The organism is Mesobacillus subterraneus (genome assembly GCF_003937825.1).
GTDB lineage: Bacteria > Bacillota > Bacilli > Bacillales > Cytobacillaceae > Mesobacillus > Mesobacillus subterraneus.
The window spans coordinates 223,884-248,346 of record NZ_RSFW01000014.1; the positions used below are offsets into that span (position 1 = coordinate 223,884).

Sequence of the window (24,463 nt, forward strand, 5' to 3'; positions counted from 1 at the left end):
TGCATCCGGTTAAACAAAAAAAACGCCCGGCACAGACCGGGCGCATCGCCAACTACTTCAGTATTTCATCAATCTTCCTAAGCTCTTCCGCGGAAAACTCCAGGTGATTCAATGCCGCGACGTTTTCTTCAATTTGGCTTACTTTGCTTGCGCCAATCAATGCCGAGGTAATTTTCTGATCCCTCAGCACCCATGCCAGTGCCATCTGGGCGAGGGACTGCCCTCTTTCCTGGGCAATCTCGTTCAGCTTCCTGACCTTGCTGATGACCTCATCTGAAACGTCCCCTTCATTCAGGAAACTATTTGGCTTCATGGCCCGGGAATCCTGCGGAATGCCTTCGAGGTATCTGCTAGTTAAAAGACCCTGTGCAAGTGGGACGAACGCGATGGCTCCTGTTCCTTCTTCTTCAAGCAAATCAGTGAGTCCGTTTTCCACCCAGCGGTTGAACATGGAGTACGCTGGCTGATGGATCAGCAACGGGGTTCCGAGCTCTTTTAGCACTTGGATTGCTTGCTTCGTTTCTTCGACGCCATAGTTAGAAATTCCAACATATAAGGCTTTTCCCTGTCTGACAATATGGTCCAGAGCCCTCATCGTTTCCTCGATCGGTGTCTCCGGATCTGGCCGGTGATGATAAAAGATGTCCACATAATCAAGGCCCATTCGCTTCAAGCTTTGATCAAGGCTGGAAACTAGATACTTTCTCGAACCCCAGTCCCCGTATGGCCCTTGCCACATGCCGTAGCCCGCTTTGGTCGAAATCACCATCTCATCACGATAGCCTGTAAAGTCCTTGCGCAGGATTTGGCCAAAGTTTTCTTCGGCAGAACCCGGAGGAGGTCCATAGTTGTTGGCGAGGTCAAAATGTGTGATTCCCAGATCAAAGGCCCGGCGGATCAGTCCGCGGCCATTCTCAAAAGGATCCTGGCCGCCAAAGTTGTGCCATAAGCCAAGTGAGATGGCCGGCAGCTTCAGGCCAGATCGCCCGCAGCGATTGTAGATCATCTTTTCATATCGTTGTTCATTCGGTTGATAGTGCATTTTTCTACCTCCAAAAAATAGGGCAGAATGCTTGGTGGCAATCTGCCCTTATTACCTTAGTTTTTAGTCACCACAACATTGTCTAAATAGATGTTGGTTGCGGCGTTTCCTCCCTCAATATTCCCCAGTTCAAAGACAATCTTGCCATCTTTGTATGTTGCTTCAGACATGTCAAAGGAAAAGCTGTATCTTTCCATCTCCGTCGTTAAATCGAACACTTGCCCCGGTGCAAAGCTGATGAACCATGGGTCATAGCTTAATTCCTTGCCAATATTGACGATCATTTTTCTTGGAATGTCTGCCCTTGCATCAAACTCGACTGTGTAGCTGTTGCCATTTTCAAAAAGAAGGCCTTTTTGGAAAAGCTGAGGTGCATAGGAGGCACCACCGACCTGTGTAATGGCCACCTTCAGTTCGCCATTTTCCACAGTAGCCTCTCCTGCAGCATAGCCACTCCACTGGTCTCCCCACTAGGTCGACCATTCATTGGTTCCTGCTGAAAAATCGCCATTGTCTATTCCTGGCGTTGCAATCGGTTCTTCCTGTGCTGGTGCATCCTTTACCTTCAGAATCACATCGTCAATGAATACTTCATGGCCGCCAACTGGAGACTGAGCATTTTTGCCGAGAAGCATTTTTAAGGATGCCAGATCTGCTGCATCCATCACGAACTCGAATGAATACTGATGCATCTCTTCATTCAAGTTGATAGTCTCGCTGAAGTATCGTCTATACTGGGCATTCTCGATCGTAACCTCAGCAGCTCTCGCACTGGTTGAACGTGCCTTGAATGAAAGCTTATACCTTACGCCCTTCGCAAGGTCGAGGTTTGGCTGCTCAAGAATCACGCTCCATGCTTCGTTTCCTTCATTGCCGATCGACGCCTTTGCTTCCCCATTCTCAACACTCCAGTGGGCATTTGCATCATAATGAATGTAGTTCGACCATGATGATAGTCCGTCAGCAAAGTCCCCATTTTTCAATGGATAGAGATCAATATCTCCATAGTCTGGTACTTCGGTCGTTTTTAACAAGACGACATCATCGAGATAGACATCGCCATTTTCCTTTCCGAAATTAAACACCAGTTGTGCTTCAGGATCTGAAAGTTCATCGACCATGGTAAAAGTAAACACTTTCTCTTCCATATCGGAAGTAAGCACAATGGTTTGGATTCCGGAATAATTGACTGTGCCATCCTTATTGAGAATGCCTGCCTGAATGCTTCTTGTTTTATCAGCTCTTGCTTTAAAGGATAGCTTATACTCATTTCCTTTCACCAGGTTAAGGCCTTGTTGATTAAGCTGGATTGCTTCCGGCTGATTGCCGCTGTCCTCGAGCGCCACATGCAGTTCACGCGTTTTCTCACTAACGGTTGCCTTCGCGTTTCCATCGTTCACTTTAAAATTCCAGAAAATCATCCGATCCAGGCCGCCCTGATCGAATGTCCCGTTATAGACATGATTGCCATCCGGGAGCGGCTGCTTTGCTGCGTCATTGTCAATCAAGGTCCCCGTAATATCCTCAACTCGAACATTTCCGATCCAGACAGGTGCGGTGCCATTGCCGCCAAGGTTGAATTCCAGCCTTGACTGGATGTCGGTTTCATTCAGCATATCAAAAGTAAATTCATAGGATTGAAGCTCGCTCGTGAGCTTAAAGGTTTCTTCATTTGAGTATTTCACCCAACCCCTCGAAGCACCAGCTCCGGCCTTGACCATGATATTTCTTGCCGAAGTGGATTTTGCGTCGAAACTGACTTTATACTTCCCGCCTTTACCCAGCGAGATATTCTGGATCATTTGCAGCGAATACAGCTGCGACCCCGGCTTGGAAATATCGGTCTTTGCAAAATTCTTGCCATTGAGTTCTTCAACAGTTAACGTACCAGCTCCGCCGAATTCCGGTAAAGAGACAAAATTCCAGTACAGCGGATTCATTTCTTTTCCAGGCTGGTCGACAACAGTAATAGCTTTCTCGTAATTCTGATCATAGATCAGGTTTCCATCCTCAAGCGGCTGCTTTGCATCTGCCGGCAAGGTAACAGGCTCCCTGACTGGCTCAACCGGCTCACGATAATCCCGTTTCTTCAAATCATAGACTCTCACATAATCGATTTCCATCTGGCTTGGGAATGGAGTCGTTTCATCCGTTTCTCCATCGAACCAGCCGCCGACTGCAAGATTCATAACCAGGTAGAATTCCTGGTCAAACGGAGCTGGATAGGAGAAGTCTGCGGCATTGCCCGTTCTTTTTGAATACCAGTCATTCTGAGTTTGATAGAGTTCGCCATCTACATACCAGCGCAGCTCGCCCGGTTCCCACTCCAAAGCATAAGTGTGCCACTTGTCAATTCCTCTATTTTTAGGAAACTCGTATTCTTTGCCAGTATACTTATTATTCGGCCAGCCTTCTCCATAGTGGATGGTTCCTGCAACCTTATGCGGCTGGCTGCCCCACGCCTCCATAATGTCGATTTCTCCAGAAGCGGCCCATGTTCCATACTTGTCTTCTTCAGGCAGCATCCAGATCGCTGGCCATAAGCCCTTTCCGGTCGGAAGCTTTGCCTTGATTTCATAGCGACCGTATTTCTTGCTGAAAAGCCCTTTCGACTTGAGTTTTGCAGAAGTATAGTCATATGTTCCGAACTGGTCTGTTACCTGCTCCTTTTTGGCCTTGATGACCAGCTTGCCATCGTCGATAAAAGAATTTTCCTTTGAATCGGTATAATATTCTTTTTCATTGTTTCCCCAGCCAGGAGTGATGCCGTTCCCGTCTTTATCTACGATCCAGTTGCCGATGTCATAGGTCCATTTGGTACGGTCGATTTCCGTACCGTTGAATTCATCTGACCATACGAGTGACCATTGGGATTTATCCTGTCTGGACTCTTTCGTTTTTAAAGCGGTTTCATTTTCTTGCCCGGTATTTGCACCAGCGAATCCTGTGCCCGGCAATAACAACACAGCACTTAATAAAATCGCGAGCTTCTTCAACCTGATTCCTCCTTGTGTGTAATACTTTTTTCCAAAATGCATGTTAAATCAGACTGTTGATTTCCGTTCCAGGCACTTCGCTTTCCGCGGGCTGGCGGTGAGCCTCCTCGTCGCTAATCGCTCCTGCGGGGTCTCACCTGTCCAGTTGATCCCGCTGGAGTCTTCGCGCCTTCCACTACAATCAACAGAGTTTGAAAACAACTTTTAAGAAAATCTTTAATCAACTGTTTCAACAAAGTAAAAAAGCTAAAAAAACACCACCTCCTTCTATTTCAGTTTTGTTATGAAATATCCAGAGGTGGCTTTGAAACACGGTTTACTTTTTGATGATGAAAGTTGAGATGGAATGTTCGGGCAGTTCTGCGGTTGTTGATTGTTCTCCTAGTGTTACATTGACCTTCTGTGATTTGTCGCTGTCGTTCATAACAACGGCGACGATCGATCCATCTTCATTTTGGAATGTTACCGTTTTTAGTGATTCATGGTTTAACTGGTGGCCGATCCTGACTGCACCTGGCTTGATATACTTGCTGAAGTGGCCGATGTAGTAGTAGGAGCTGTTGTAGTGGATTTCCCCTGTCTTTGTATCGACAATGACCGGTGCGTCACAGTAATTTCCTACATGGTTCGGACCGCCTTGTTCATTCAGGACAATGTTCCAGTCAATCCAGCCTTCAAGCCAATTGTTGATATCGCCCATGATGTTCCTGCCGTAGCGTTCGCCGGTGTGCCAGGCCCCAAGCTGTACTCCGCCTTCTATGCAGCCTTCGGTGAAAATAAGGTGCTTGTCTGGGAAAGCTTCATGGATTTTACTGAGGTTTTCGAATTCTTCGGATACGTACCAGTGGATTCCTGTGCCCCAGATGTATTTAGCCGCCTCTGGGTCGGATAAAATCGTCTCCGCACGCTCGTAGGCGATACCCCTGTTATGGTCCCAGATGATGATTTCCTTATCACCCAGCCCTTCCTCATGCATGATCGGTCCGAGGTGATTTTTGACAAAGTCGCGTTCCTCTTCGGCAGTGTAGCGGCATGAATCCCATACCTGTGTCGCCTCTGGTTCATTTTGAACGGTGATTCCCCAGATCGGAATGCCTTCCGCCTCCATTGCTTTGATGTATTTTGTATAGTACTTGGCCCATACATCGTAATATTCAGGCTTCAGTTTCCCGCCATGGTTCATTTCATTGTTCGTTTTCATCCAGGCTGGCGGACTCCATGGAGAAGAAAGGATGGTCAGGTCCTCTCCTCTCGCCTTTACGGCATCCTTGACGAGCGGAAGGACGTATTTCTTCTCTCTCTCGATGGAGAATGTCGCCAGCTCTGTATCATTGTCCTCGACATACGTATAGTTCCCCAGCGCAAAGTCACAGCTGTGAATATGGGTCCTGCCAAGTGTGTAGCCCAACCCTGTTTCAGGATTGAAATAGCTTTCGATGATTCTCTGCCGGTCTTCCTCTGGAATTTGCGCAAGCGTGTAGGCTGCCGCCTCTGTAAAAGCTCCGCCAAATCCCATGAAGCGCTGGTATGTCTTTTCTGGTTCAAGTTTCAGGTTAATTTTTTCTTCGGTTGCGCTGCCAAGAGGAAAACTCCCTTTTTCAGCCAAGCGGTCGCCTGTGTTTTTTGCACTCTGAATGATTTTCATTTCCATGTCTTTTCACCCCGGTTTCTATTCTAAATACGCGTCAATTCTTGCAATTTTTCCTTCTCGTACTTGTTGTGCAAATGGAGCAGGGATTCTGTCTCCAGCAATCTCGATTTCTTCACCATCCAGCTCGAGGGTATACCTTGCCGTCTTCACGCCCTCTGATCCATATGTGTTCTTTCCATATGGATTATGGAAGGTTACTGCTGTATGGCCAAGGAAGGCAAAATGCACTTTTCCTTCGCCATCAAAAAGCCACGACGGCAGGATTGGCTGCAGTTTTAACGTCAGTTCTTCATTTTCCACTGCAAAGAATTCCTTGCCCGTCATCATCACTTGCCAGATGCTCAAAAATTCTGCCGTTGTTCCACTAAGCCTTGCGACGAAACCCTGTCCATGCAGAGATTCGTCCGGATTCACACTGCTGGCGATGAATGAGGAATTTTCAAGGATACTCCTTCCATAAACACCAGGATCCATGAATGGCGGAAGGGTAGTCTTTAAATCTTCGAAGAACTCATCATACAAGCCAGATTTCAGGACGCTGAGCAGGTACTTGAACTCCATATGCATGAAGATCGATTCCCGTTCAAGCCAGCCTGGTGTAAAGGCACGTGCCCGGCCAATTTCAAATGTTTGGTCTTCAAGTGACCCGGACGTTTTGTACATCTTCAGCTTCGCGTCGAAAATGTCGGAATTCCTGACATGCTGATAAATGCCTTGTGCCGTCTCGGAGTCAGCGCTCTTCAGTTCACGAGCCGGGCCTTCAAGGAAGTGAGGCAGCATCGAAACAGCAAAAGACTGTACCTGAACGAGTGGGAGGTTCTTTTTGTTCACCAGTTCCTGTCCTGTTTCATCACTTAACGGTTTCCAATCTTCCGCTTCGAAGTAGAAATAAGTTGGTGTAAGGCCATTGCCGATTTCCTTTGCCTTCCGGATCCCTGCCATTGTTTTTTCGAGGAATTTTTCAGCATAGGCCGCCAGTTCAAGGACGGAAACGGCTTTTTCCTCACCTGTAAAACCATTCAGGACACGCTGGCGATATTGTTCCCTTGCAGTCGCCACCTGGTCCCAGTAACGGAAGTCATCGACTTCACCAGCAGTGAATTCATCAAGGATGTGGTCTACCTGAACCAGAAATTCTGCCACTTCTTCTGGGAGTTCCACGGCCAAATCTTTATCCTTTCCTGCAGCTGCGACAAACTCGAGCAGGCGCTTGAGCTCCAGGGTTTCACTCATTGCCGACCCAAACAATCCAGGAAGGCCATTCATCGAGTCATTCCAGCCTGGCTTGTTCGCTTCCATTTCAACACCCATTCCATATGGATCGATTGTTGCGAACTTGATCAGCCCAAGCATGAACAGCTTGCTGTACAGGTTCGACGTATAGTAACCGCCGTCTGGTTTCATCAGCCAGTTTGAACCTTTCTGGTGTCCCATTTCGGTAATGGCTTCGTATTGGCGGACCTTTCCGTCTGCCAGCACGTACTTCTCTGAACGCGGATTGACGAACACCGGACTGGAGAAATAGCGGTAGCTTTTGTCTCCAAACAGCAGCCGCTGTTTATGATCCGGAAAGACCTTCAGGTAGTTTTCAACAAGATCAAGGTTATAGGTCCAGTGATCCATCCAGTAGCCTTCGCCGAATTCCGCTTCAATGTTCTGGCTGCTTCTTGACAGGACTTTTTTCAGAAAATCCGATAGCGTTACTTCCAGCTGGAGTTCCTTATCAGAAATGCTTTGCAGCAGGTCACCCGGTGTAAAGGTGCCTTTCAGCTTGCCTTTGATAAATGCCAAATGTTCAGGCTGAGAGACGATTTCCTCAAGCCAGGTCCAGTCTGTCTGATCCTCCAGCTCAAAGCTTGCCCCTTTTACAACAAGGGGGTTGTATCCGTCTGCCTGGATCAGGCTCATGAACAGCTTGATATTGTAATCACCCGTTTCAGGATGGAAAAAGACATCATTGCGGCGATTCTGGTTTACATCACGGAAATTGCCATTGCCCTGTGAAAAGAATTCAGGAGCAAGCGAGAAGAAATTATAGTCCCTCTCCAGATCGCCGTGCTTTCGGGAAAAAACATAATAGATAAAGCGTTCGGAATCTGTCTCCAATGCGATCGGGAAGCCTCCGCGCAGCACGTTATCCAGATAGCTTTGCTTCACATACGCATCAAATAACGGAGCACCCGTCTTCGTCCTGGCGTCATCGGTAATGTCCTCGACAAGGCCCTGGCTTTCCGTGTACTTGCGTTCGATATAGTCTTTATTGATCATGTGAGCAGCCTTGCCATTAATAATTTCCATGTCATTCACATGTCCGACCAATGTGTAAAAAGTCAATGTATCGCCATGTTCAAGTTCTGACCCTGCCGGGGTGAAACCGCATGGCACTTTATTGGCCGTCACCTGCTTCGCACAAGCCAGGTCTTCAATCGATTTGGCTGCAAATTCATGCGGGTAGGACAGGGATGTGTCATAGCCAAAAATAAGATCGGCAGAAACAATTGGCGCAAACAATTCGCCATCTTCACTGAAGCTTAGATAAAAATGCCCTTTTGAGACTTCCTCGACCTCAGCTGAATCATTCGTGGAGGAACGGACCCTGTAATACGGGATCTTGTTTTCAAGGTTGAAGACATCCATCCAGCTTTTCAGCGTATTCCCGACGGCTTTATACGCGGCGTCCTCAATCCCGTACGGTATGATTGCCGGAAGTCCATCTAGCACCTCTAGTTGTTTCTTTTCCCCGCCGAGATTCGTGACTTCCACTTTCCTGACCAAAGCCCCAAGGTTCTCGTTTGGCAGCGTGAAATACGTGACGGTTGTTTTCACTCCATGCACTTGGTCGATTTCTTCAATCTTCAGCTCATTTTCCTTGATGTACATATTTCTCTGGCGCTCTTTTGAACCGCCGTAAGGCGAGAATGGCTCGAAAACGGTATTTCCTTTTTCCCCTGCGATTTTCACAAAGGTGCGGAATCCATTCGTCGATACGCGCTCATATGCCTGGTTCGCAGGGAAAAACTCGGTAATGGCATTGTTTTTATCCTTCACCCCAAAGCTGACGATTCCCTGGCCGCGGTTCACATAAAAAGACCAGATTGGAATGCCGTACAATCCTGCCAGCCCGGGCAGGAAGCTTGAAAAGGTCTTGGCCTGGTCAAACTGTTCAATTACGAAATAATTGTTTTCATCGATGCGATACTTCTCCATTATTCTCACTCCGCAGGTATCAGATTTAGATGGATCGTTCCTTAATGATTTCAGCGTAGCGATAGCCGCTGTCCTTAAGGATTCTTTCCTGTGTTTCGAAATCCACATAAGTGATGCCGAAGCGCTTTTCATATCCGAAGGCCCATTCAAAATTGTCCAGCAGGGACCATAGATAATAGCCGGCGATATTCATTCCTTCTTCATTGAGCTCGGCAACAGCATGGATATGCTGCTCTACGTATTTCTGGCGCTCCGTGTCACGCACCCTGTTTCCATCGGTGACCTCGTCATCGAAGGCGGCACCGTTTTCGGTGATATAGATTGGCAGATTCGTATACTCTTTTCTGAGACGGCGAATCAAATCTTTGAATTCGGCCGGAGAGATGTCCCAGCCCATTCCTGTCTTCGGGTAATCGGAGTAGGCCGATTTATATAAGAAATCTGATGCAGCATTGAATTCAACAAGCCCTCTGCTGTAAAAATTGATGCCAAAGAAGTCACATTCAATCGAAATCTTCTCCAAATCACCTTCATGGATAAAATCATAGGAATGGACATATTTAGAGAACAGGTTCATCATGTCGACCGGATAGGAACCCTTCAGCACTGGATCAAGGAACCAGCGGTTGGAATAGCCATCGGCATTGTTGGCCGCCAGCTGGTCATTTGCCGATTCACTCGCCGGATACATCGGGGACAGGTTCAGGGTGATACCGATCGGTGTTGACGATCCGAATTTGCTCTTCAGCAGATCCACTGCCTCGCCGTGTGACAGAAGGATATGGTGGACGGCCTTAAGCGCTTCCTCCATATTCGTATGTCCCGGGGCATGGATGCCCTGGTGATAACCCAGGAACCCGGCGCACCATGGTTCATTGTGGGTAATCCAGTATTCAACCTGATCGTCCAGCTCCTCAAAGCATTTTTCCGCATACTCCAGGAACCATTGGACGGATTCACGGTTGGTCCAGCCGCCCTGTTCGTGTGCCCACATCGGCAAATCCCAATGATAGAGGGTCACAGCTGGCTTTATGCCATTTTCAATCAAACGTTTGATCATTTTTTTATAGAAGGCCATTCCAGCCTCGTTATACTTCCCCTGCTCCGGGAAGATCCTTGGCCAGGCGATGGACAAACGATAGGAATCGACTCCAAGCGTATTCAGGATCTCAATATCTTTTTCATACAAATGATAATGGTCACAGGCAACATCGCCGTTATCCATATTCACCACTTTTCCTGGGATTCTCGAAAACGTATCCCAAATCGACAGACCTCTTCCATCTTCTTTGTACGCCCCTTCGATCTGGTACGAGGAAGTGGCGGTGCCGAAAACAAACTCACTTGAAAATTTCTTCATCTATCTTCACCTCTATTAATCTTCTTTTATAAAAACTTTTATATAATCAATGCTCATCTGCTGTGGGAAGGTTGTCGTCTCGTCGGGATATCCCGGCCATTTCCCTCCTACAGCAAGATTCAACTGCAGATAGAATTCACGGTCAAAAGGAGCAAATCCCGCGTTCTCCACTCCAGTACCAATTGATTTGCTGAACCATTCATTTTGCGTGGCATAAAGAATTCCATCGACATACCACCTGAATTCCCCCGGCTCCCATTCCAGCGTGAACTCATGGAATTCATCCGAAAATTTTGCCTCGTCCGGGAGCTATAGCTTTTACTTGTATAAGTGTGCGGCACACCATAGTGGAGCGTTCCATAGACGGTGCCAGGCTCGTGGCCAATCTGCTCCATGATGTCAATCTCACCGCATGCCGGCCAGCCTGTATAACGTTCCATGTCTTCAGGCATCATCCAGATGGCCGGCCAGATTCCCTGGCCTTCCGGCAATTTAGCAGAGATGGAAAACCTTCCGTATTTCCAGGCTGCCTTTCCCCTGGTCGTCAGTTTGGCCGAAGTATACTCCATGCCTTGATAGGCTTCCTTCCTGGCTTCCAGGATCAGCTTGCCATCCTCTATCCTTGCGTTCTCCGCCCTGGCGGTATAAAACTGTGATTCCTCATTCCCAAACCCCCAGCCCCCTTCGACAAAATTCCATTTGTCCTGATTAATCACCGGTTCGCTGAAGGAGTCTTCCCAAACAAGCCGCCACGATCCTTCTGTTTTTGAAAGCGCCATCATTTCTGTGTTCAGAGCAGGGTGCATGCTGTCGTTCTGATTGTCTCGCTTCATCGGGACTGCTCCTTTCCAACATTCAATAACTTATATCCACTTTAATTCTACCTTTGCCCTGCCATCTTATTGAGATAGTGAATTTTGTATAGGGTGACGATATTTTAGGGAGTGGCGCTGTAAGACTCCGATGTGCTACTGGGAATAGGACAGCTTTTTAACTGCAAACTCGTAACCTGTCCTTTTGAGCCGCCATACGGACAGCTTTTTAACTGCATCCTCGTATCCTGTCCTTTTGAACCTCCCATACGGACAGCTTTCCTTCTGCATCCTCGTATCCTGTCCTTTTGAACCAGCCATACGGACAGCTTTTTAACTGCATCCTCGTATCCTGTCCTTTTAAGCAGACCATACGGACAGCTTTTCTCCTGCATCCTCGTATCCTGTCCTTTTGAACCTCCCATACGGACATCTTTCCTTCTGCATCCTCTTAACCTGTCCTTTTGAACCTCCCATACGGGCAGCTTTTTAACTGCATCCTCGTATCCTGTCCTTTTAAGCAGACCATACGGACAGCTTTTCTCCTGCATCCTCGTATCCTGTCCTTTTGAACCTCCCATACGGACAGCATTCCTCCTGCATCCACATGACCTGTCCCTTTAAGGCTCTAATACTGACATCTACCAACATCTCGTAATCTGACTAAAGAAAAAAGGATGCGTGATCCACGCATCCTCAGTTTAATTCCCGGTATTCTTTTGGGGAGATTCCTTCGATTTCCCGGAACACTCTTGCGAATTGCTTCGGGTTTTTGTAGCCTACCATTTCACTGATTTCGAGCACTTTGTAATCGGAGCCCTTGAGGAGCTGTTTGGCTCCTTCGACTCTTACCATCTTCAGGTAGTCGACGAAGTTCTGGCCGGTATACTCCTTGAACATGTGGCTGAAATAGGAGTAATTCAGCGATATATAGTTGGAGACTACAGCGAGATTCAAGTCTTTGTGATAATTTTCCCGGATGTAGGTGATCGCCTTGTCCATATATTTTTGCTCGGAATAAACGGACTTCAATTGCTTATTGTACTCATGGATCCTCATGATCAGATCCTCAAGCGCATGGAAGTAATCATGGAAGTTATCGAAATTATAGATATTGCCCATTTTATTCAGAAGCTTGAAGGTCTCCAACGACTCTTCCCCCAGCTTGGAAAAGAAGCTTTTAAAAATGATGTCGTTGATTTCTTTGTTCAGCGTTTCCAGATAGGTGATATCGTTGTTGGCGATATAGTCAAAATCCAGGAGCCGCAGGAGATTCGATTTGATCTCGGTGTCCCGATCGGTCCCGAGCATATTGGACAGCTTGTTGATGATATCAACAGGAAGCTCGGATACCTCGGGTTTGTCTTTCACATTATCGAACAGAATGACCTTGCAGCGCGGAAAAAGAAAATGGTATTTCATGGCGGCTTGCGCCTGCTCATAGGTGGATTTCAGCGTTTCGAGACCGTGGGCCCTTCCGCTGACACCAATTGAAAAAGCGATATGCCTTTCCCTGCCCAAATAATCTTTTACATCTGTAAAAACCTGCGGATCTCCTGAAATGATCACCACGGAGTCATCTTTATCAATAAATGGGATGATTCCTTTATCAGAGGAAAGCAGCTGATTCATGTTGGCTAACAAATCAGAGCCTTCGACTTGCCCGCCGGTATGCAATATTCCAACAAAATAGCCATCAGGATAGGGTTCCATCTGCATTTTTTGATAAAGGTCTTCCAAATCCACTTCCCGAAGGTTCGGATTAAGCAAGATGTAATTCAACTGGCTGGCACGAAAATCCTCGAGATGCTGTTCCGCGATTTTATGTTTGTGCTCAAGCTCCTCGATGATCGTGTTGATCGTTTTCGAGAGTTCCACCCTGTTCACTGGTTTCAGTAAATAATCTTTCACCCTATTCTTGATCGCTTCCTTTGCATAGGCAAAATCATCGTAGCCGCTAAGAATGACGATGGACGGCTTTTTATCCAGCCCCTGCAGCTCTTTGATCATTTGGATCCCATCAAGCTGCGGCATTTTAATATCCGTAATGACAATATCGGGTTTGAAGTCCCCGACATGTTCCAACGCTTCTTTTCCATCTGCCGCGACGATGGTCTCAAAAGACGGAAACTCCCTTTTGACCATCGCCTGAATGCCAAGGCGGATGTTCTTTTCATCATCTGCTATCAAGACTTTATACACTTCGGCTTCCTCCTTTGAGGATTTTACTCGGTACAGATACAGTCACCATGGTGTATTCGCCTTCAACACTCGTTACCTTCACACCATATTTATTCCCGTAATAAAGTTTGATCCTCTCATTTACATTCCTGATTCCAATTCCATTGCCGCCATTGCTGGAACTTTTTCCATCTGGGTCCTGCTTGGTCTGGATCGCTTCGTTCAGCAACTCACACTGTGAAGGGGACATCCCGATCCCATTATCCTTGATCGCAATGAAGACCGTCCCTTCTGATTGGCGGGCGGTGACATCAAGAACCCCCGGTTCGTTCTTAGGAATGATTCCGTGTTTAATCGCATTTTCAATGATTGGCTGCAGGGACATCTTCAGGACTTCCTGCTCAATCAGGTCCTGAGGGATTTCAATATTCAGGGTTATCAGTCCATCTAACCTCAGATTCATGATTTCAACATAGTTTTTTATATAATTTAGTTCTTCCTCGAGAAGGACGAAATCGTTTTTCCATTTAAGGTTATACCGCATCATTTCACCCAGCGATGTTACTGCATCTGAAATCTCGAACTTCCCCTCAATTTCAGCCATCATTTTGATATTTTCCAGGGTGTTGTACAGGAAATGGGAATCGATTTGCGTTTTCAACGCCTTCAATTCTGTTTCCTTGGCTGCTGCCTGTTTGTTGACAGCTTCCACAATCAGGCCATTTATTTTTCCGACCATGCTTTTAAAATGGTACCCGAGCTCAGCAATCTCATCATTGCCGCTGATTTCAAGATCGAAATTGAAATCGCCCTTCTCTACCCGTTTCATGGACGCTTTCAGCTGGTACATTTTCTTGAGCAATAAAGAAATGAGTACATAAGTGAACAACGACAGGACAATGACAAGAAAAATGATCCCGCTCAAGAAAACGTTCCTTGTCTTGGCGGTTTCCGCATACAGGGACTCAAGAGAAATGACATTCAGCATATATGCATCCAGATCATCCAAATAGGCGGTGATCACAAGGTATGGGGTGTTATTGTCCTTGTATTCGAAACTCCCGGTTCCTGTATGCTTGAATTGCTGAAATTCACGTTTCAGCTTTTCGGTATTGATCCCCTCATCTTCAAAGAAGGTGTGATGATAATTCCTGATCATATTCATATCCTTATCCAGGACAACATACACCGACCCGGAATCATTTACAGTCCCAAACATCTTTGGAAAGAAATTTTTGAGGAACATATTGATTTCAATGATTCCAAGGTGCTCATCCTTGGGATAATCAAGCTCTCTCAGCAACGAGATTTTGGACGTATTTTGCGAAGGCAGCCTGTCGAGGACATCCTCGGTTTGCTGGTCGAACCACCAGAGCTCCATGCCGTTCCTTTGGATGACATCTTCCCTCCATGGCTTATTCAAGACTCGCTCCTCCTTGAACAGGATCGGCCACATTTCAGTGATATGGGGGTTTGTCGTATATAAACGGATATTCTCAATCGCTGGATTATTGTGCTGCAATCTCGTTACATTCGAAAGTTCATTCATTTTAAAATCGATCAGTTCATTGATATTGGCTTCATTTCTCGATCGGACAAAATCGATGAATTCCACGTCCGATACGACCATCTGGGCCGTGCGCCTCATCGTCTCGATATTGTTTTTTATATGAATCTGTTCGATCTCCAGGGCATTTTCGTTCTTGATCCTAATTTCATTAATCGCTCTGTCATATACATCGTTGGAATAGATGCTTGTAAAAATAATAATAGGAATGATGATGATGACAATATATAACGCTATGAGTTTCTGCTGCAGCGACAGGCTGTTAATTCCATTAGTGATCCCTTTAAGCAGTCGAGCCACTCTCATGTTCTCACTTCCATCTTTTTTAACATAGTTAAAGTATAAAAGTTTTAGGGAGTACAAAGATAGGGGAAGTGTTGCAAATTCATGAATTATCTGTTAATCCCAAATATCGCTTTAGACAGGAATAGACTGTCCCTTTACAGAATTTTCATTCCGAGGAGACAGTCTGGTCCTGCTTACTTATTTTGCTGCATCAAGTTTGCTCTTGTTCAGCTCGTAATACTCTTGCTGATACTTTGCAACTTTATCGTATCCGAATGATTCACGCTTCTTCAGGAAGTCTGCAAAGATTTTATCGAACTCTTTATCAGATTTCGCAAGTAACAGCTTCGGAAGAGTCTTGCCCCATTCCTGGGCAATCTTGCTTGCGGCCACACCCTCAGCAGATGTACCTGTCGGGCTAATTCCATCGAATTCAGCAAAGCTTACAGTCTTGCCTTTTGTCCAGTCTTCCATTTGCTTGAACGGTTCTGAAGCTGGCGGCAGCCATTGGAGGTTCATATTTGTATCCATCAGCATCCAGTACTTATAAGAAGCACCGTATTGCTGGTCAAAAGCTGCACGGTCTTTATTCAGTAGATCCAGCACTTCCGGCTTGAATTCCGGCTTGCCGTTGACGACATCATATGTTTCGCCTTCTTTACCCATATAAAGGTCTTTTTGTCCTTCTTCACTGATCAGGTAAGTCAGGAATTGAATCGCTCTTTCTTTATCTTTTACATCCTTGGAAATCAATGTCACTGTCCATCCAGAGATGCTGTCTCCTGCTAAAGTAGGAGCATCTCCTTTGGAGTTCGCTGGTCCATCAACTGCGATATAGATCGATTCTGGATCTTTCGCATACAATGCATGCTGCTGTGCTGCAAGGTCACTGCGCTGGTAAAGCATAGCGAAGTATCTACCCTGAGAGATCTTTTCTTCCATTTGCGGACGCTTGTCGATGAAGATATCTTTTGCAAGGAGACCTTTGTCATTTGCTTCTCTGAACACTTTCAGCCAGCGAAGGTATTCAGGATCCTGGCTGCGGTCATATACTTTTCCATCCTTCTCCATTGGAATGGCAAGGAAGTTTTGAAGATAGCCTTCAAGAGATGTGTTTCCTACATCTGTAAACTCATTCATACCGAATGGAATCAAAGGAGCTCCATTCACTTCAGGGAACTTTTTCTTTGCCTCTTCAAGGGCTTTCAGGAAGCCTTCAGGAGTCGTCATGTCAGGGCTTCCAATCGCTTCATACATATCTTTCCTTACAAGGAATGTCTGATTGGAAGGTTTAAGGTCCTTGTACTTGTCAAAATCCTTCGGTGAAGATGAAGCATTTGGATAACCATACGTATTGCCATCCTCTTGCTTGTACCATTCAATCTTCGCTCCGTCTGCTACTTTATAGAAATAAGGATCATATTGATCTGCCAGTTCATTTAATGGAAGAACAAGCTCACCTTCAATCATCTTCTTGACTGCATCTTCCCACCAGCCAATCGTGATGAAATCTGGAAGTTTGCCAGAAGCAATCATTGTGTTCATTTTCTCTGCTTCGTTGCCCGCAGGTGAAATGAAGTTAACGGAAACGCCTGTTTTGTCTGTTACGTATTTCGAGACAACATCATCGCCCCATTTATGAGCGTACCATGAAAAATTGACATACCAGTCGAAAGTGATGGGATCCTTGTTTGACTCCCAGCCAGGTGCATCAGCTGTCGCTTTTGGCTTGTCGTTCTCTTCTTTATCGGAAGCGTTTTCATTCGTCTTGTTAGAACAGCCTGAAAACAGGGCTAAAACCAATGAAAGTATAAGCAGCACTGAAAAGCCTTTAGATAAGAATTTTCTCCTCATTTTTGACCCTCTCTCTTGTTTTGTTTTTTTGGGCCTCATTATTAACTGTACACTCCTTTAAAGAAGGGGGAAAGACCTAATGTGTATTACCAGTCTTTCCCTATATCCCGAAGGAGGGGGCACCTTCATGGTCAAGCAGTGTCGATTAACAATGAGTATATCTAAATTCTTCAAGGAAGAATTTAAATCAGAATGGAATCAGCCTTTTACAGAACCAATCAGCATGCCTTTGACGAAATACTTCTGAAGGAACGGATAGACCAGCATGATTGGCAATGTTGTCACAACCATTGTTGCAAGTTTGATTGATTGAGATGTGACGGTTTTAGTAGCCACTGTTCCGGAGGCATTCATCATCATCTGGTTGGAACTGGACTCTGCTACAACCTTGTACAAGTACGTCTGGATCGGCTGCAGGTCCGGATTGTTCACGAAGATGACGCCGGCAAAATAGTCGTTCCACTGGTAGACACCCTGGAACAAAGCAATCGTTGCGATAACTGGCATTGATAACGGGATGATGACCTTGATGAAAATCATGAAGTCATTGGCACCATCCATTTTTGCGGCTTCTTCAAGGGACGTCGGAAGCTCCCTGAAGAACGAAACGAATATGATCAAATGGAAGAAGTTGAACAAGGTCGGAATGATATAAACCAGGAAGTTATCGAATAATCCCAGGTCCCTGATCAGCAGGAAGTAAGGAATCAATCCCCCGCTGAAGAACATCGTGATGACACCGACCAGCATGTAGAAGTTCCGTCCAACCAGGTCTCTCCTTGAAATCGCATAGGCAACCATCGCTGTAAAAAACACGTGCGTGATGGTACCGATGACCGTTTTGGCAACCGTCACACCAAAGGATGTAACAATTCCCGGAGTCTGGAAAACCGCTTTGTAATTCTCTAAGGTGAATTCCCTCGGCCACCAGTAAATCCCGCCTCTCATGGCATCCACCCCGTCATTCAGGGAGTTCACTACTACGTACCAAATCGGGTAAAGCGTGATGCCGCAGATGAAAAGCATGATGAGAATGTTAACGTTATCAAAAATGTACTCACTGGTGGTTCGCCGGTTCCGTTTAAAAAGCTTGAACATCGACCCTCACCTCCTAAAATAAAGATGTTCCGTTCAGTTTCTTGACAATCTTATTAGCAGACAGAAGCAGGATGAACGCAATGACCGCTTTCAGCAAGCCAACTGCTGTTGCATATGAATATCTCGCATTCTGCAAACCTGTTTGGTATACATAAATATCAATTACATTACTAGCGCTTTCATTTAACGAGTTTCTTAGAATCAAAATCTGATCGAAGTTTGAATTCAAGACACCGCTTACAGCAAGAATGAAAAGGATCGTGATCGTCGGACGGATGGATGGCAATGTGACATGCCACATTTTCTGGAAACGGTTGGCTCCATCAATCGTCGAGGATTCATATAATTCCGGTGATACACCTGCGATCGCTGCAAGATAGATGATCGCTGACCAGCCTAGCTCCTTCCAGATATCAGAAAGAATGACGATGGCCCAAAAATTATCAGGGTCTGCAAGGAAGTTTGTCCGCTCACTGATCAAGCCCATTCCGAGCAAGATATCATTGATGATCCCGATATCAGCAAGCCATGTTGTCAGGATTCCGCCAAGGACAACCCATGAGATGAAGTGAGGCAGATAAGATATCGTTTGAACCGCTTTCTTCAGCTTCATCGATGTCAGCTCGTTAAGAAGAAGAGCGAATATGATCGGAAGCGGGAACCCGATAAAAAGCTTAATCAACGAGATTCCGAGAGTATTTTTCAGGACAATCCAGAAATTCTCGTCCTGCAGGAATTCCTTGAATTGCATCAACCCTACCCACGGGGCTTCCGAGATTGACCGGATGATGCTGTACTCCTTAAAGGCAATGATTAATCCGTACATCGGGATATAGTTGAAAATGAACATCCATACTACACCTAGCAGGGCCATGACCTGCAGGTATTTCTGGTTAAGGAAGTTTTTCTTGATCTTCTTAAATCTTTCTTTCTTCGTGCTTAATTCGGCAATGGGGTCATTCACGGCTGGTTCGACTGGCTGTTGTATTTTGACTTCCATTTTTTCACCACCTTAGCTGCTCTTGTCTTTCTATAGCTATATCTTAAAAAAAAGCAGAGGCCGATATAAGCCATCGAATTTTGCTTATGGTACCAAATTTTTAGATTTATTTTTACAGTCGAAAATATTGATACCATCGCAATGGTATCGTTTACAAAATTTCATTGAAGTTTTTATAAAAATAGAAAAACCCCTCCTAAATAGAGGGGCTTAACCTACAATTCTAGTTAATCACATACCCATCGCCGCTGAGCTCGATATCAGCTGGTACGCGAATATAAATGAAATCCATTCCTTGCATCATGCCATATCCGTTTGAAATCTGCTCTCCGTATTCGTAGAACTGGGTGAAAGGAAATGCTTTCGAGAACTTTACAAGCTTGATGGTCACATGATCAGGAGGAAAGATTTTAAGAATGGTGCCATCAAGCTGGATGTCTGGTGATGGAAATCGATCAGTGATATCAATATTATCCATATAAGAATAAGTGGAGTAATGGGTCACTTCAACGTTCTCTTCAAGAGAATCCACCTTCTCAATGAAAATCTGTGCATGCTGGTTCATGATCTTTACATCCAACAATCGACCCTTGAGCGGGAATTCCCAGGATTCTTTTTTTGTGAGCCCTTCGGCTTCGTCAATTTTTCCGGATTCGATCGTGGGATAAATATCGCTATTCAACCGGTCGTTTTCTTCTATTTCTTTATCAGTCAGAAAATCGCCTTTGAAGGTTTCATCTACTGAAATCATTAGGGATAGAATGCCGGCCCCCAGCAGGATGATGAAGTAGCCTGCGAATACTTTCGTAATACCGCTTCCGCTCATGATTCGTGTTCCAAATATCTTATTGGAAAAACCTCCAAAACTAAGTGCCAGCAAAATGATCAGGAGCAACAGAAACACAATACTCATTTCCTCACCTCCAGACTATTCGAGACCCACGCCGCGATTCCATAGGTCAGCGCAGATGCGAGCAGCACTTTTAGCGTAAACAATAAGAAGGATGTTTCTCTCACGAAAAATTGTCCGATATCAATTACGAAGGTCGACTCACTGCCCAGCAGTACATTCAAAAACAGGCTGCCGAAAAGGAGCCCCGGCAGGATGATCATAAAAATTTTGTTCCATTGAACAAGCATGCCTACCAGGTATCCGATTGCAGTGAACAGGAACAGATACAGGATGGTGGCAGCCAGGCCTTCTGTCATTTGCAGCAGTGTCAATGGGTGGCTCTCGATGAATTCCCGATCTTTCAGGAAAAGCACTGACAGCTTCAGGGACTGGCTTGCAAGTGCAAAAGTGACCCCGCCGATGACACTTGCCCAGCCCAGGAACAGGATATTCGCTAAATGGCTGCTCAGCCTGTTGGCGACAAATGCGTAATCATCATAGCGATAAGCCTGGGTCGTGACGACAATCGCTGAAATGAACGCCCAGATCAGCATGAAAGCCATAATGATATTTCCCGAATAGAATTTCATATCATAGCTGAATGTATCAGAGCCGCCGCCACCTCCGCCTTCTCCTCCAAGAGAGAACAGAATCGCCATGACCTGCAGAAGCATCAGCGAGGTGAACATGCCGCGGAAAGATTTCAGCTTGAAGCGGAACTGTTTTGCCACAACATCCAACAGACTAACCTTTGTTAAATACATCATCGATTCCCCCCTTCTCCTGGCTCGTCAGGTACAGACAGAGATCCTCGTTTGAAATCGTCGAGAACTCAAGACCGCTCTTCATGGCCACACCAATTTGATCATCGGTAAGGTCATTACGGATGACCGCATACGACCGGCCGAAAGCCTGATCGCTTTTATGGAATACTTCATGGCCGCGGAGCCAGCTGTTGATGGCTTCTTCTTTTCCGCTGACGACCACCGCATACTCACGCAGCTCTTCAACCGGCATATGCAAAAACTGCTGTCCATCCTTCAAGAGCAGGATATCCTCAAGAATGTCCTCCACCTCGCTCAAGTGATGGCTTGAAATAATGATCGTCCGAGGATAGGCGATATAATCCTTCAGAAGTGCCCGGTAAAAATCCTTCCTGACCCCTGCATCCATGCCGTTCGTTGGCTCATCGAAAATCGTCAGCGGACAGCGTGAGGCCAAACCCAAAATTGCGTTGAACGTATTCTTCATTCCCTTGGAAAGCCCGGTATGTGTCTGTCTAGGGTTAAGCGAAAAATAGTCAAACAACTTTTTAGCCAAATCCATATCCCAGTTGTGATAAAAATCAGCCGCGCTCGCCATAATTTCTTCCAGGTCCAGCGCCGTTGGCATGTTCATATCGTTATCAATCATGATCATATTCGCCGACACCATTAAGTTATTGAATGGGTGTTCCCCAAACGCCCGTACATCCCCTGATGTTTCCTTCATAAAACCGGCTGCGATTTTCAGCATCGTCGTCTTGCCGGCACCATTCCTGCCAATCAGTCCGGTAATCTTGTTTTCCCCCAGTGAAAAACTGAGATTATCCAGCGCTTTTTTCCTCCCATATGCCTTTGTCACCGAATCGAACTCAAGCACACTCATCACGAATCCCCCTTCAATTCCCTTTTGGCCTCCTGGATCATGGCGATCAATTCTTCTTCCGTCACTTTTAGGTGCTCAGCCTCCCTTACCAATTCCGCCACCAATGACTTCAATGTCTGATTCCTCCGTTTCACCGCAATGATTTTTTTCGCCTCTGCAGATACGAACATCCCCAGTCCGCGTTTTTTATAAAGAATGTTTTCATCCGCTAAAATATTCAACCCTTTTGCCGCTGTCGCTGGATTGATGTTCAGCATTTCGGCAAGCTGGTATTGCGAATACACCTTTTCATCACTCTTGATGCTCTCGCCGAGAATCTCCGTTTCCAGCCACTCAGCAATCTGGACATAAATCGGCTTCATGCTTTCTGAATTAAGGATCAATCCCGCACCTCCTCTAACAGGTTACATAGTGCATTACTGTTGTAATGTACTATACATTATCTTATGCAGTGTTACAAGGAAAATTGCGCCAATTTTTGAATAATAGGAGTGATTTATTTTATGAATTAGGATGAAATCCAGCATTGAAGGTGCAAATCTAAAGATTAGAGTCGCTTCTGTAAGTGGATTCTGTTGAAATTTTAAAGGGAAAGTTTGTAGATCATTTGGTGATTGCACGAAGATAAACATTAATTGCACAGTCCTTCTTCATAATTGCGTAAAGAAGTACTTGGATTATTGCACAGTAAAGCTTATTAATTGCACGATAAAACGAGATAATTGCACCGCCCATCCAATTTTGGAAATCCATTTAACCAGCCACATGAAAAACCCTCTTGTTTTCACAAGAGGGCAAACGGTCATAGGTTGGTTTTTTCTAGCGGGCTTTCCAGCTTCATTTGTGTTAGCTCGAGTTTCATTTTTTCTGTTTCCAGCAGGTAGTTCTGATGCTTGAGTTTTTCGAGTTCAATTTCGTCTTTAATCATGTTGTGTTTGATTTTGGCTACTTTTTGATAATGGCTTGTGACGATGGCGACCAGCGGAATCGAAAATACCATTATGATCGTTATCGTTCCTGTCATGGAACTTCACCCCGAATCTCTCATGATATATTTCTATTATAGCTAACACAGGAAAAATAAACCAACCCTAAACGGAAGTTTCAAACTGCACTTTATGGAGGTTGGCGAAGATTCCTCCCTGCTCGATCAGTTCATCATGGCTGCCCTGCTCGGCGATTCCATCCTCCGTCACGACCACAATTCGATCCGCATTTCTGATCGTGGCCAGCCTGTGGGCGATCACCAGCGTCGTGCGGTTTTTCGAGAGTTCCGTCAGTGCTTTTTGGATGATTCTCTCGGTTTCAGTATCAAGGGCCGAGGTCGCTTCATCCAAAATCAGGATCGGCGGGTTTTTCAAGAACATCCTGGCAATCGCGATCCGTTGCTTCTGTCCCCCGGACAACTTCAGGCCGCGCTCGCCGATCTGTGTTTCATACCCATCAGGCAAAGCCGCAATGAAATCTTCCAGATGTGCCTGTTTTGCCGCTCTGACAATATCCTCATGTGTCGCTCCAAGCGAGCCATAAGCGATATTCTCACGCAGCGTTCCGGTAAACAAGAACACATCCTGCTGCACGATCCCAATTTGTGAGCGCAGCGATTTTTTCGACATATCCCGGATATCGATGCCATCAATCGTGATGCTGCCATCATTCACATCATAAAAGCGCGGAATCAGTGAACAAATCGTCGTTTTTCCCGCTCCGGAAGGCCCGACAAATGCAATGGTCTCTCCACGGTTGATGTTTAAATCGATCCGATTCAGCACCGGTTTGTTGTTGTCATAGCTGAATGTCACTTTCTTGAACTCGATATCTCCTTTCAGCTGCGGAACCTCCACCGCATCTTTACGGTCCAATACGTCTGGATTTTGGTCCATCAGCTCGGTGAACCGCTTGAAGCCAGCCATTCCTTTTGGATACAGTTCAAGAATTGCACTGATTTTATCGATTGGCTTGAACAGGACATTCACATAAAGCACAAATCCGACGAGTTCTCCGTAACTCAGGCTTCCCTGGAAGCTCAAATATGCTCCATACACAAGAACAACCAGGACAATCAGCCGCGTCAGCATATAAATGCTAGAGGAACTGATGGACATTACCTTGTATGCACTCAGCTTCGCCTTGCGGAATCGGCGGTTGTTCGCTGTGAATCTTTTAATCTCAAAATCTTCGTTTGTAAAAGACTGGACCACTCTGATTCCGGAAACGCTGTCTTCGACTCTCGCATTGACATCCGCAATATCACTGTACATATTCTTCCAGGCTGCATTCATTTTAATATTCGTATACGTAATCAGCCAGATCAGGAATGGCACGATAATCATTGTGGTCAGTGCCAGTTTTACATTGATCGTCAGCATGATCCAGAACGCCCCGACAAATGTCATCACGGCAATGAATAAATCCTCTGGTCCGTGGTGGGCTAGCTCTCCCAAATCAAAGAGGTCATTTGTGATCCGACTCATGATATGGCCTGTTTTCGTGTTATCGAAAAAGCGAAAACTCTGCTTCTGGACATGCTGGAACAGCTGCTGCCTCATGTCCGTTTCAATATTGATCCCCAGTTTGTGCCCCCAATAGTTGACGATGTATTGCAGAAAGGTGCTGATGACATACAACAGCAGCAAGCCGATGCTGACACTGACAATCATGTTCCAATTCCCGCCAGGCAAAAGTGTGTCAATGAACCACTGGACCGCCAGCGGGAAAGCCAGCTCAAGCAAAGCAACGATCACTGCACTGCTGAAATCGATGACGAATAACCTCCGGTGAGGCCGGTAGTATGTAAAAAATCTTCTTATCATGTTGGGTTTCTCCTTTTCTATCTTCATGTGATTATATGCCAAGCAGTCCCAATTTTTC

At 45.8% G+C, this 24,463-nt stretch carries 18 protein-coding genes and 2 pseudogenes; all 20 read right to left on the reverse strand.

What is annotated here, in order from left to right; translation table 11 throughout:
- Positions 1–52: 52 nt before the first annotated feature.
- The gene (mgrA, locus tag EJA10_RS13120; protein ID WP_125480452.1) at positions 53–1,042 is read right to left on the reverse strand and encodes an L-glyceraldehyde 3-phosphate reductase; all 990 of its coding nucleotides are present in this window, start codon (positions 1,040–1,042) and stop codon (positions 53–55) included.
- 56 nt (positions 1,043–1,098) lie between these two features.
- A pseudogene (locus EJA10_RS13125) lies at positions 1,099–1,494 on the reverse strand (carbohydrate binding domain-containing protein); the annotation flags it as partial.
- Between the two features lie 18 nt (positions 1,495–1,512).
- On the reverse strand, positions 1,513–4,038 hold the full coding sequence (locus tag EJA10_RS13130) for a carbohydrate binding domain-containing protein (protein WP_246017785.1): 2,526 nt from the start codon (positions 4,036–4,038) through the stop codon (positions 1,513–1,515).
- A gap of 316 nt (positions 4,039–4,354) precedes the next feature.
- Complete coding sequence (locus EJA10_RS13135; RefSeq protein ID WP_125480455.1) at positions 4,355–5,689, reverse strand: glycoside hydrolase family 30 protein; 1,335 nt, start codon at positions 5,687–5,689, stop codon at positions 4,355–4,357.
- Positions 5,690–5,707: 18 nt separating this feature from the next.
- Positions 5,708–8,896: a cellobiose phosphorylase gene (locus EJA10_RS13140; RefSeq protein WP_125480456.1), complete on the reverse strand. Its 3,189-nt coding sequence runs from the start codon at positions 8,894–8,896 to the stop codon at positions 5,708–5,710.
- Positions 8,897–8,921: 25 nt separating this feature from the next.
- Positions 8,922–10,256: a GH1 family beta-glucosidase gene (locus tag EJA10_RS13145; protein ID WP_125480457.1), complete on the reverse strand. Its 1,335-nt coding sequence runs from the start codon at positions 10,254–10,256 to the stop codon at positions 8,922–8,924.
- A 15-nt stretch (positions 10,257–10,271) separates the two neighbouring features.
- Positions 10,272–10,520: a LamG domain-containing protein gene (locus tag EJA10_RS24070; RefSeq protein ID WP_125480581.1), complete on the reverse strand. Its 249-nt coding sequence runs from the start codon at positions 10,518–10,520 to the stop codon at positions 10,272–10,274.
- Positions 10,508–11,089, reverse strand: a pseudogene (locus tag EJA10_RS13155) (glycoside hydrolase family 16 protein); the annotation flags it as partial. The pseudogene EJA10_RS13155 and the gene EJA10_RS24070, both read right to left, overlap by 13 nt.
- A gap of 104 nt (positions 11,090–11,193) precedes the next feature.
- Entirely contained in the window at positions 11,194–11,649 is a 456-nt protein-coding gene (locus EJA10_RS13160) for a hypothetical protein (protein ID WP_125480459.1), read from the reverse strand.
- A 115-nt stretch (positions 11,650–11,764) separates the two neighbouring features.
- Positions 11,765–13,270, reverse strand: a complete 1,506-nt coding sequence (locus EJA10_RS13165; protein ID WP_125480460.1) for a response regulator — start codon at positions 13,268–13,270, stop codon at positions 11,765–11,767.
- Positions 13,263–15,122, reverse strand: coding sequence for a sensor histidine kinase (locus EJA10_RS13170; protein WP_125480461.1), 1,860 nt, complete (start codon positions 15,120–15,122; stop codon positions 13,263–13,265). The genes EJA10_RS13165 and EJA10_RS13170 overlap by 8 nt, the downstream gene beginning before the upstream one ends.
- A gap of 177 nt (positions 15,123–15,299) precedes the next feature.
- The gene (locus EJA10_RS13175; protein WP_125480462.1) at positions 15,300–16,955 is read right to left on the reverse strand and encodes a type 2 periplasmic-binding domain-containing protein; all 1,656 of its coding nucleotides are present in this window, start codon (positions 16,953–16,955) and stop codon (positions 15,300–15,302) included.
- A gap of 198 nt (positions 16,956–17,153) precedes the next feature.
- A complete protein-coding gene (locus EJA10_RS13180) occupies positions 17,154–18,053 on the reverse strand; it encodes a carbohydrate ABC transporter permease (RefSeq protein ID WP_125480463.1) in 900 nt (299 codons plus the stop codon).
- 13 nt (positions 18,054–18,066) lie between these two features.
- Positions 18,067–19,053 carry an ABC transporter permease gene (locus EJA10_RS13185; RefSeq protein WP_125480464.1) on the reverse strand — a complete coding sequence of 329 codons (987 nt, stop codon included), beginning with the start codon at positions 19,051–19,053 and terminating at the stop codon, positions 18,067–18,069.
- Between the two features lie 223 nt (positions 19,054–19,276).
- Positions 19,277–19,966: a hypothetical protein gene (locus EJA10_RS13190; protein WP_125480465.1), complete on the reverse strand. Its 690-nt coding sequence runs from the start codon at positions 19,964–19,966 to the stop codon at positions 19,277–19,279.
- On the reverse strand, positions 19,963–20,712 hold the full coding sequence (locus EJA10_RS13195) for a hypothetical protein (protein ID WP_125480466.1): 750 nt from the start codon (positions 20,710–20,712) through the stop codon (positions 19,963–19,965). Before EJA10_RS13195 ends, EJA10_RS13190 begins: the two co-directional genes overlap by 4 nt.
- Positions 20,690–21,592, reverse strand: a complete 903-nt coding sequence (locus EJA10_RS13200) for an ATP-binding cassette domain-containing protein (RefSeq protein ID WP_125480467.1) — start codon at positions 21,590–21,592, stop codon at positions 20,690–20,692. Before EJA10_RS13200 ends, EJA10_RS13195 begins: the two co-directional genes overlap by 23 nt.
- Positions 21,592–21,975, reverse strand: a complete 384-nt coding sequence (locus tag EJA10_RS13205; protein WP_125480468.1) for a GntR family transcriptional regulator — start codon at positions 21,973–21,975, stop codon at positions 21,592–21,594. The genes EJA10_RS13200 and EJA10_RS13205 overlap by 1 nt, the downstream gene beginning before the upstream one ends.
- Before the next feature lie 419 nt (positions 21,976–22,394).
- Positions 22,395–22,616 (reverse strand): hypothetical protein, encoded by a 222-nt coding sequence (locus EJA10_RS13210; protein ID WP_125480469.1) that lies wholly within the window; start codon positions 22,614–22,616, stop codon positions 22,395–22,397.
- 67 nt (positions 22,617–22,683) lie between these two features.
- Positions 22,684–24,405 (reverse strand): ABC transporter ATP-binding protein, encoded by a 1,722-nt coding sequence (locus EJA10_RS13215; protein WP_125480470.1) that lies wholly within the window; start codon positions 24,403–24,405, stop codon positions 22,684–22,686.
- Positions 24,406–24,463: the final 58 nt, after the last annotated feature.

Coding starts and splice junctions, on each gene's coding strand:
- mgrA (WP_125480452.1), bottom strand. CDS start 1,042: ATGCACTATCAACCGAATGAACAACGATATGAAAAGATGATCTACAAT.
- EJA10_RS13135 (WP_125480455.1), bottom strand. CDS start 5,689: ATGGAAATGAAAATCATTCAGAGTGCAAAAAACACAGGCGACCGCTTG.
- EJA10_RS13140 (WP_125480456.1), bottom strand. CDS start 8,896: ATGGAGAAGTATCGCATCGATGAAAACAATTATTTCGTAATTGAACAG.
- EJA10_RS13145 (WP_125480457.1), bottom strand. CDS start 10,256: ATGAAGAAATTTTCAAGTGAGTTTGTTTTCGGCACCGCCACTTCCTCG.
- EJA10_RS13160 (WP_125480459.1), bottom strand. CDS start 11,649: ATGGGAGGTTCAAAAGGACAGGATACGAGGATGCAGGAGAAAAGCTGT.
- EJA10_RS13170 (WP_125480461.1), bottom strand. CDS start 15,122: ATGAGAGTGGCTCGACTGCTTAAAGGGATCACTAATGGAATTAACAGC.
- EJA10_RS13175 (WP_125480462.1), bottom strand. CDS start 16,955: ATGAGGAGAAAATTCTTATCTAAAGGCTTTTCAGTGCTGCTTATACTT.
- EJA10_RS13180 (WP_125480463.1), bottom strand. CDS start 18,053: ATGTTCAAGCTTTTTAAACGGAACCGGCGAACCACCAGTGAGTACATT.
- EJA10_RS13185 (WP_125480464.1), bottom strand. CDS start 19,053: ATGGAAGTCAAAATACAACAGCCAGTCGAACCAGCCGTGAATGACCCC.
- EJA10_RS13190 (WP_125480465.1), bottom strand. CDS start 19,966: ATGAGTATTGTGTTTCTGTTGCTCCTGATCATTTTGCTGGCACTTAGT.
- EJA10_RS13195 (WP_125480466.1), bottom strand. CDS start 20,712: ATGATGTATTTAACAAAGGTTAGTCTGTTGGATGTTGTGGCAAAACAG.
- EJA10_RS13200 (WP_125480467.1), bottom strand. CDS start 21,592: ATGAGTGTGCTTGAGTTCGATTCGGTGACAAAGGCATATGGGAGGAAA.
- EJA10_RS13210 (WP_125480469.1), bottom strand. CDS start 22,616: ATGACAGGAACGATAACGATCATAATGGTATTTTCGATTCCGCTGGTC.
- EJA10_RS13215 (WP_125480470.1), bottom strand. CDS start 24,405: ATGATAAGAAGATTTTTTACATACTACCGGCCTCACCGGAGGTTATTC.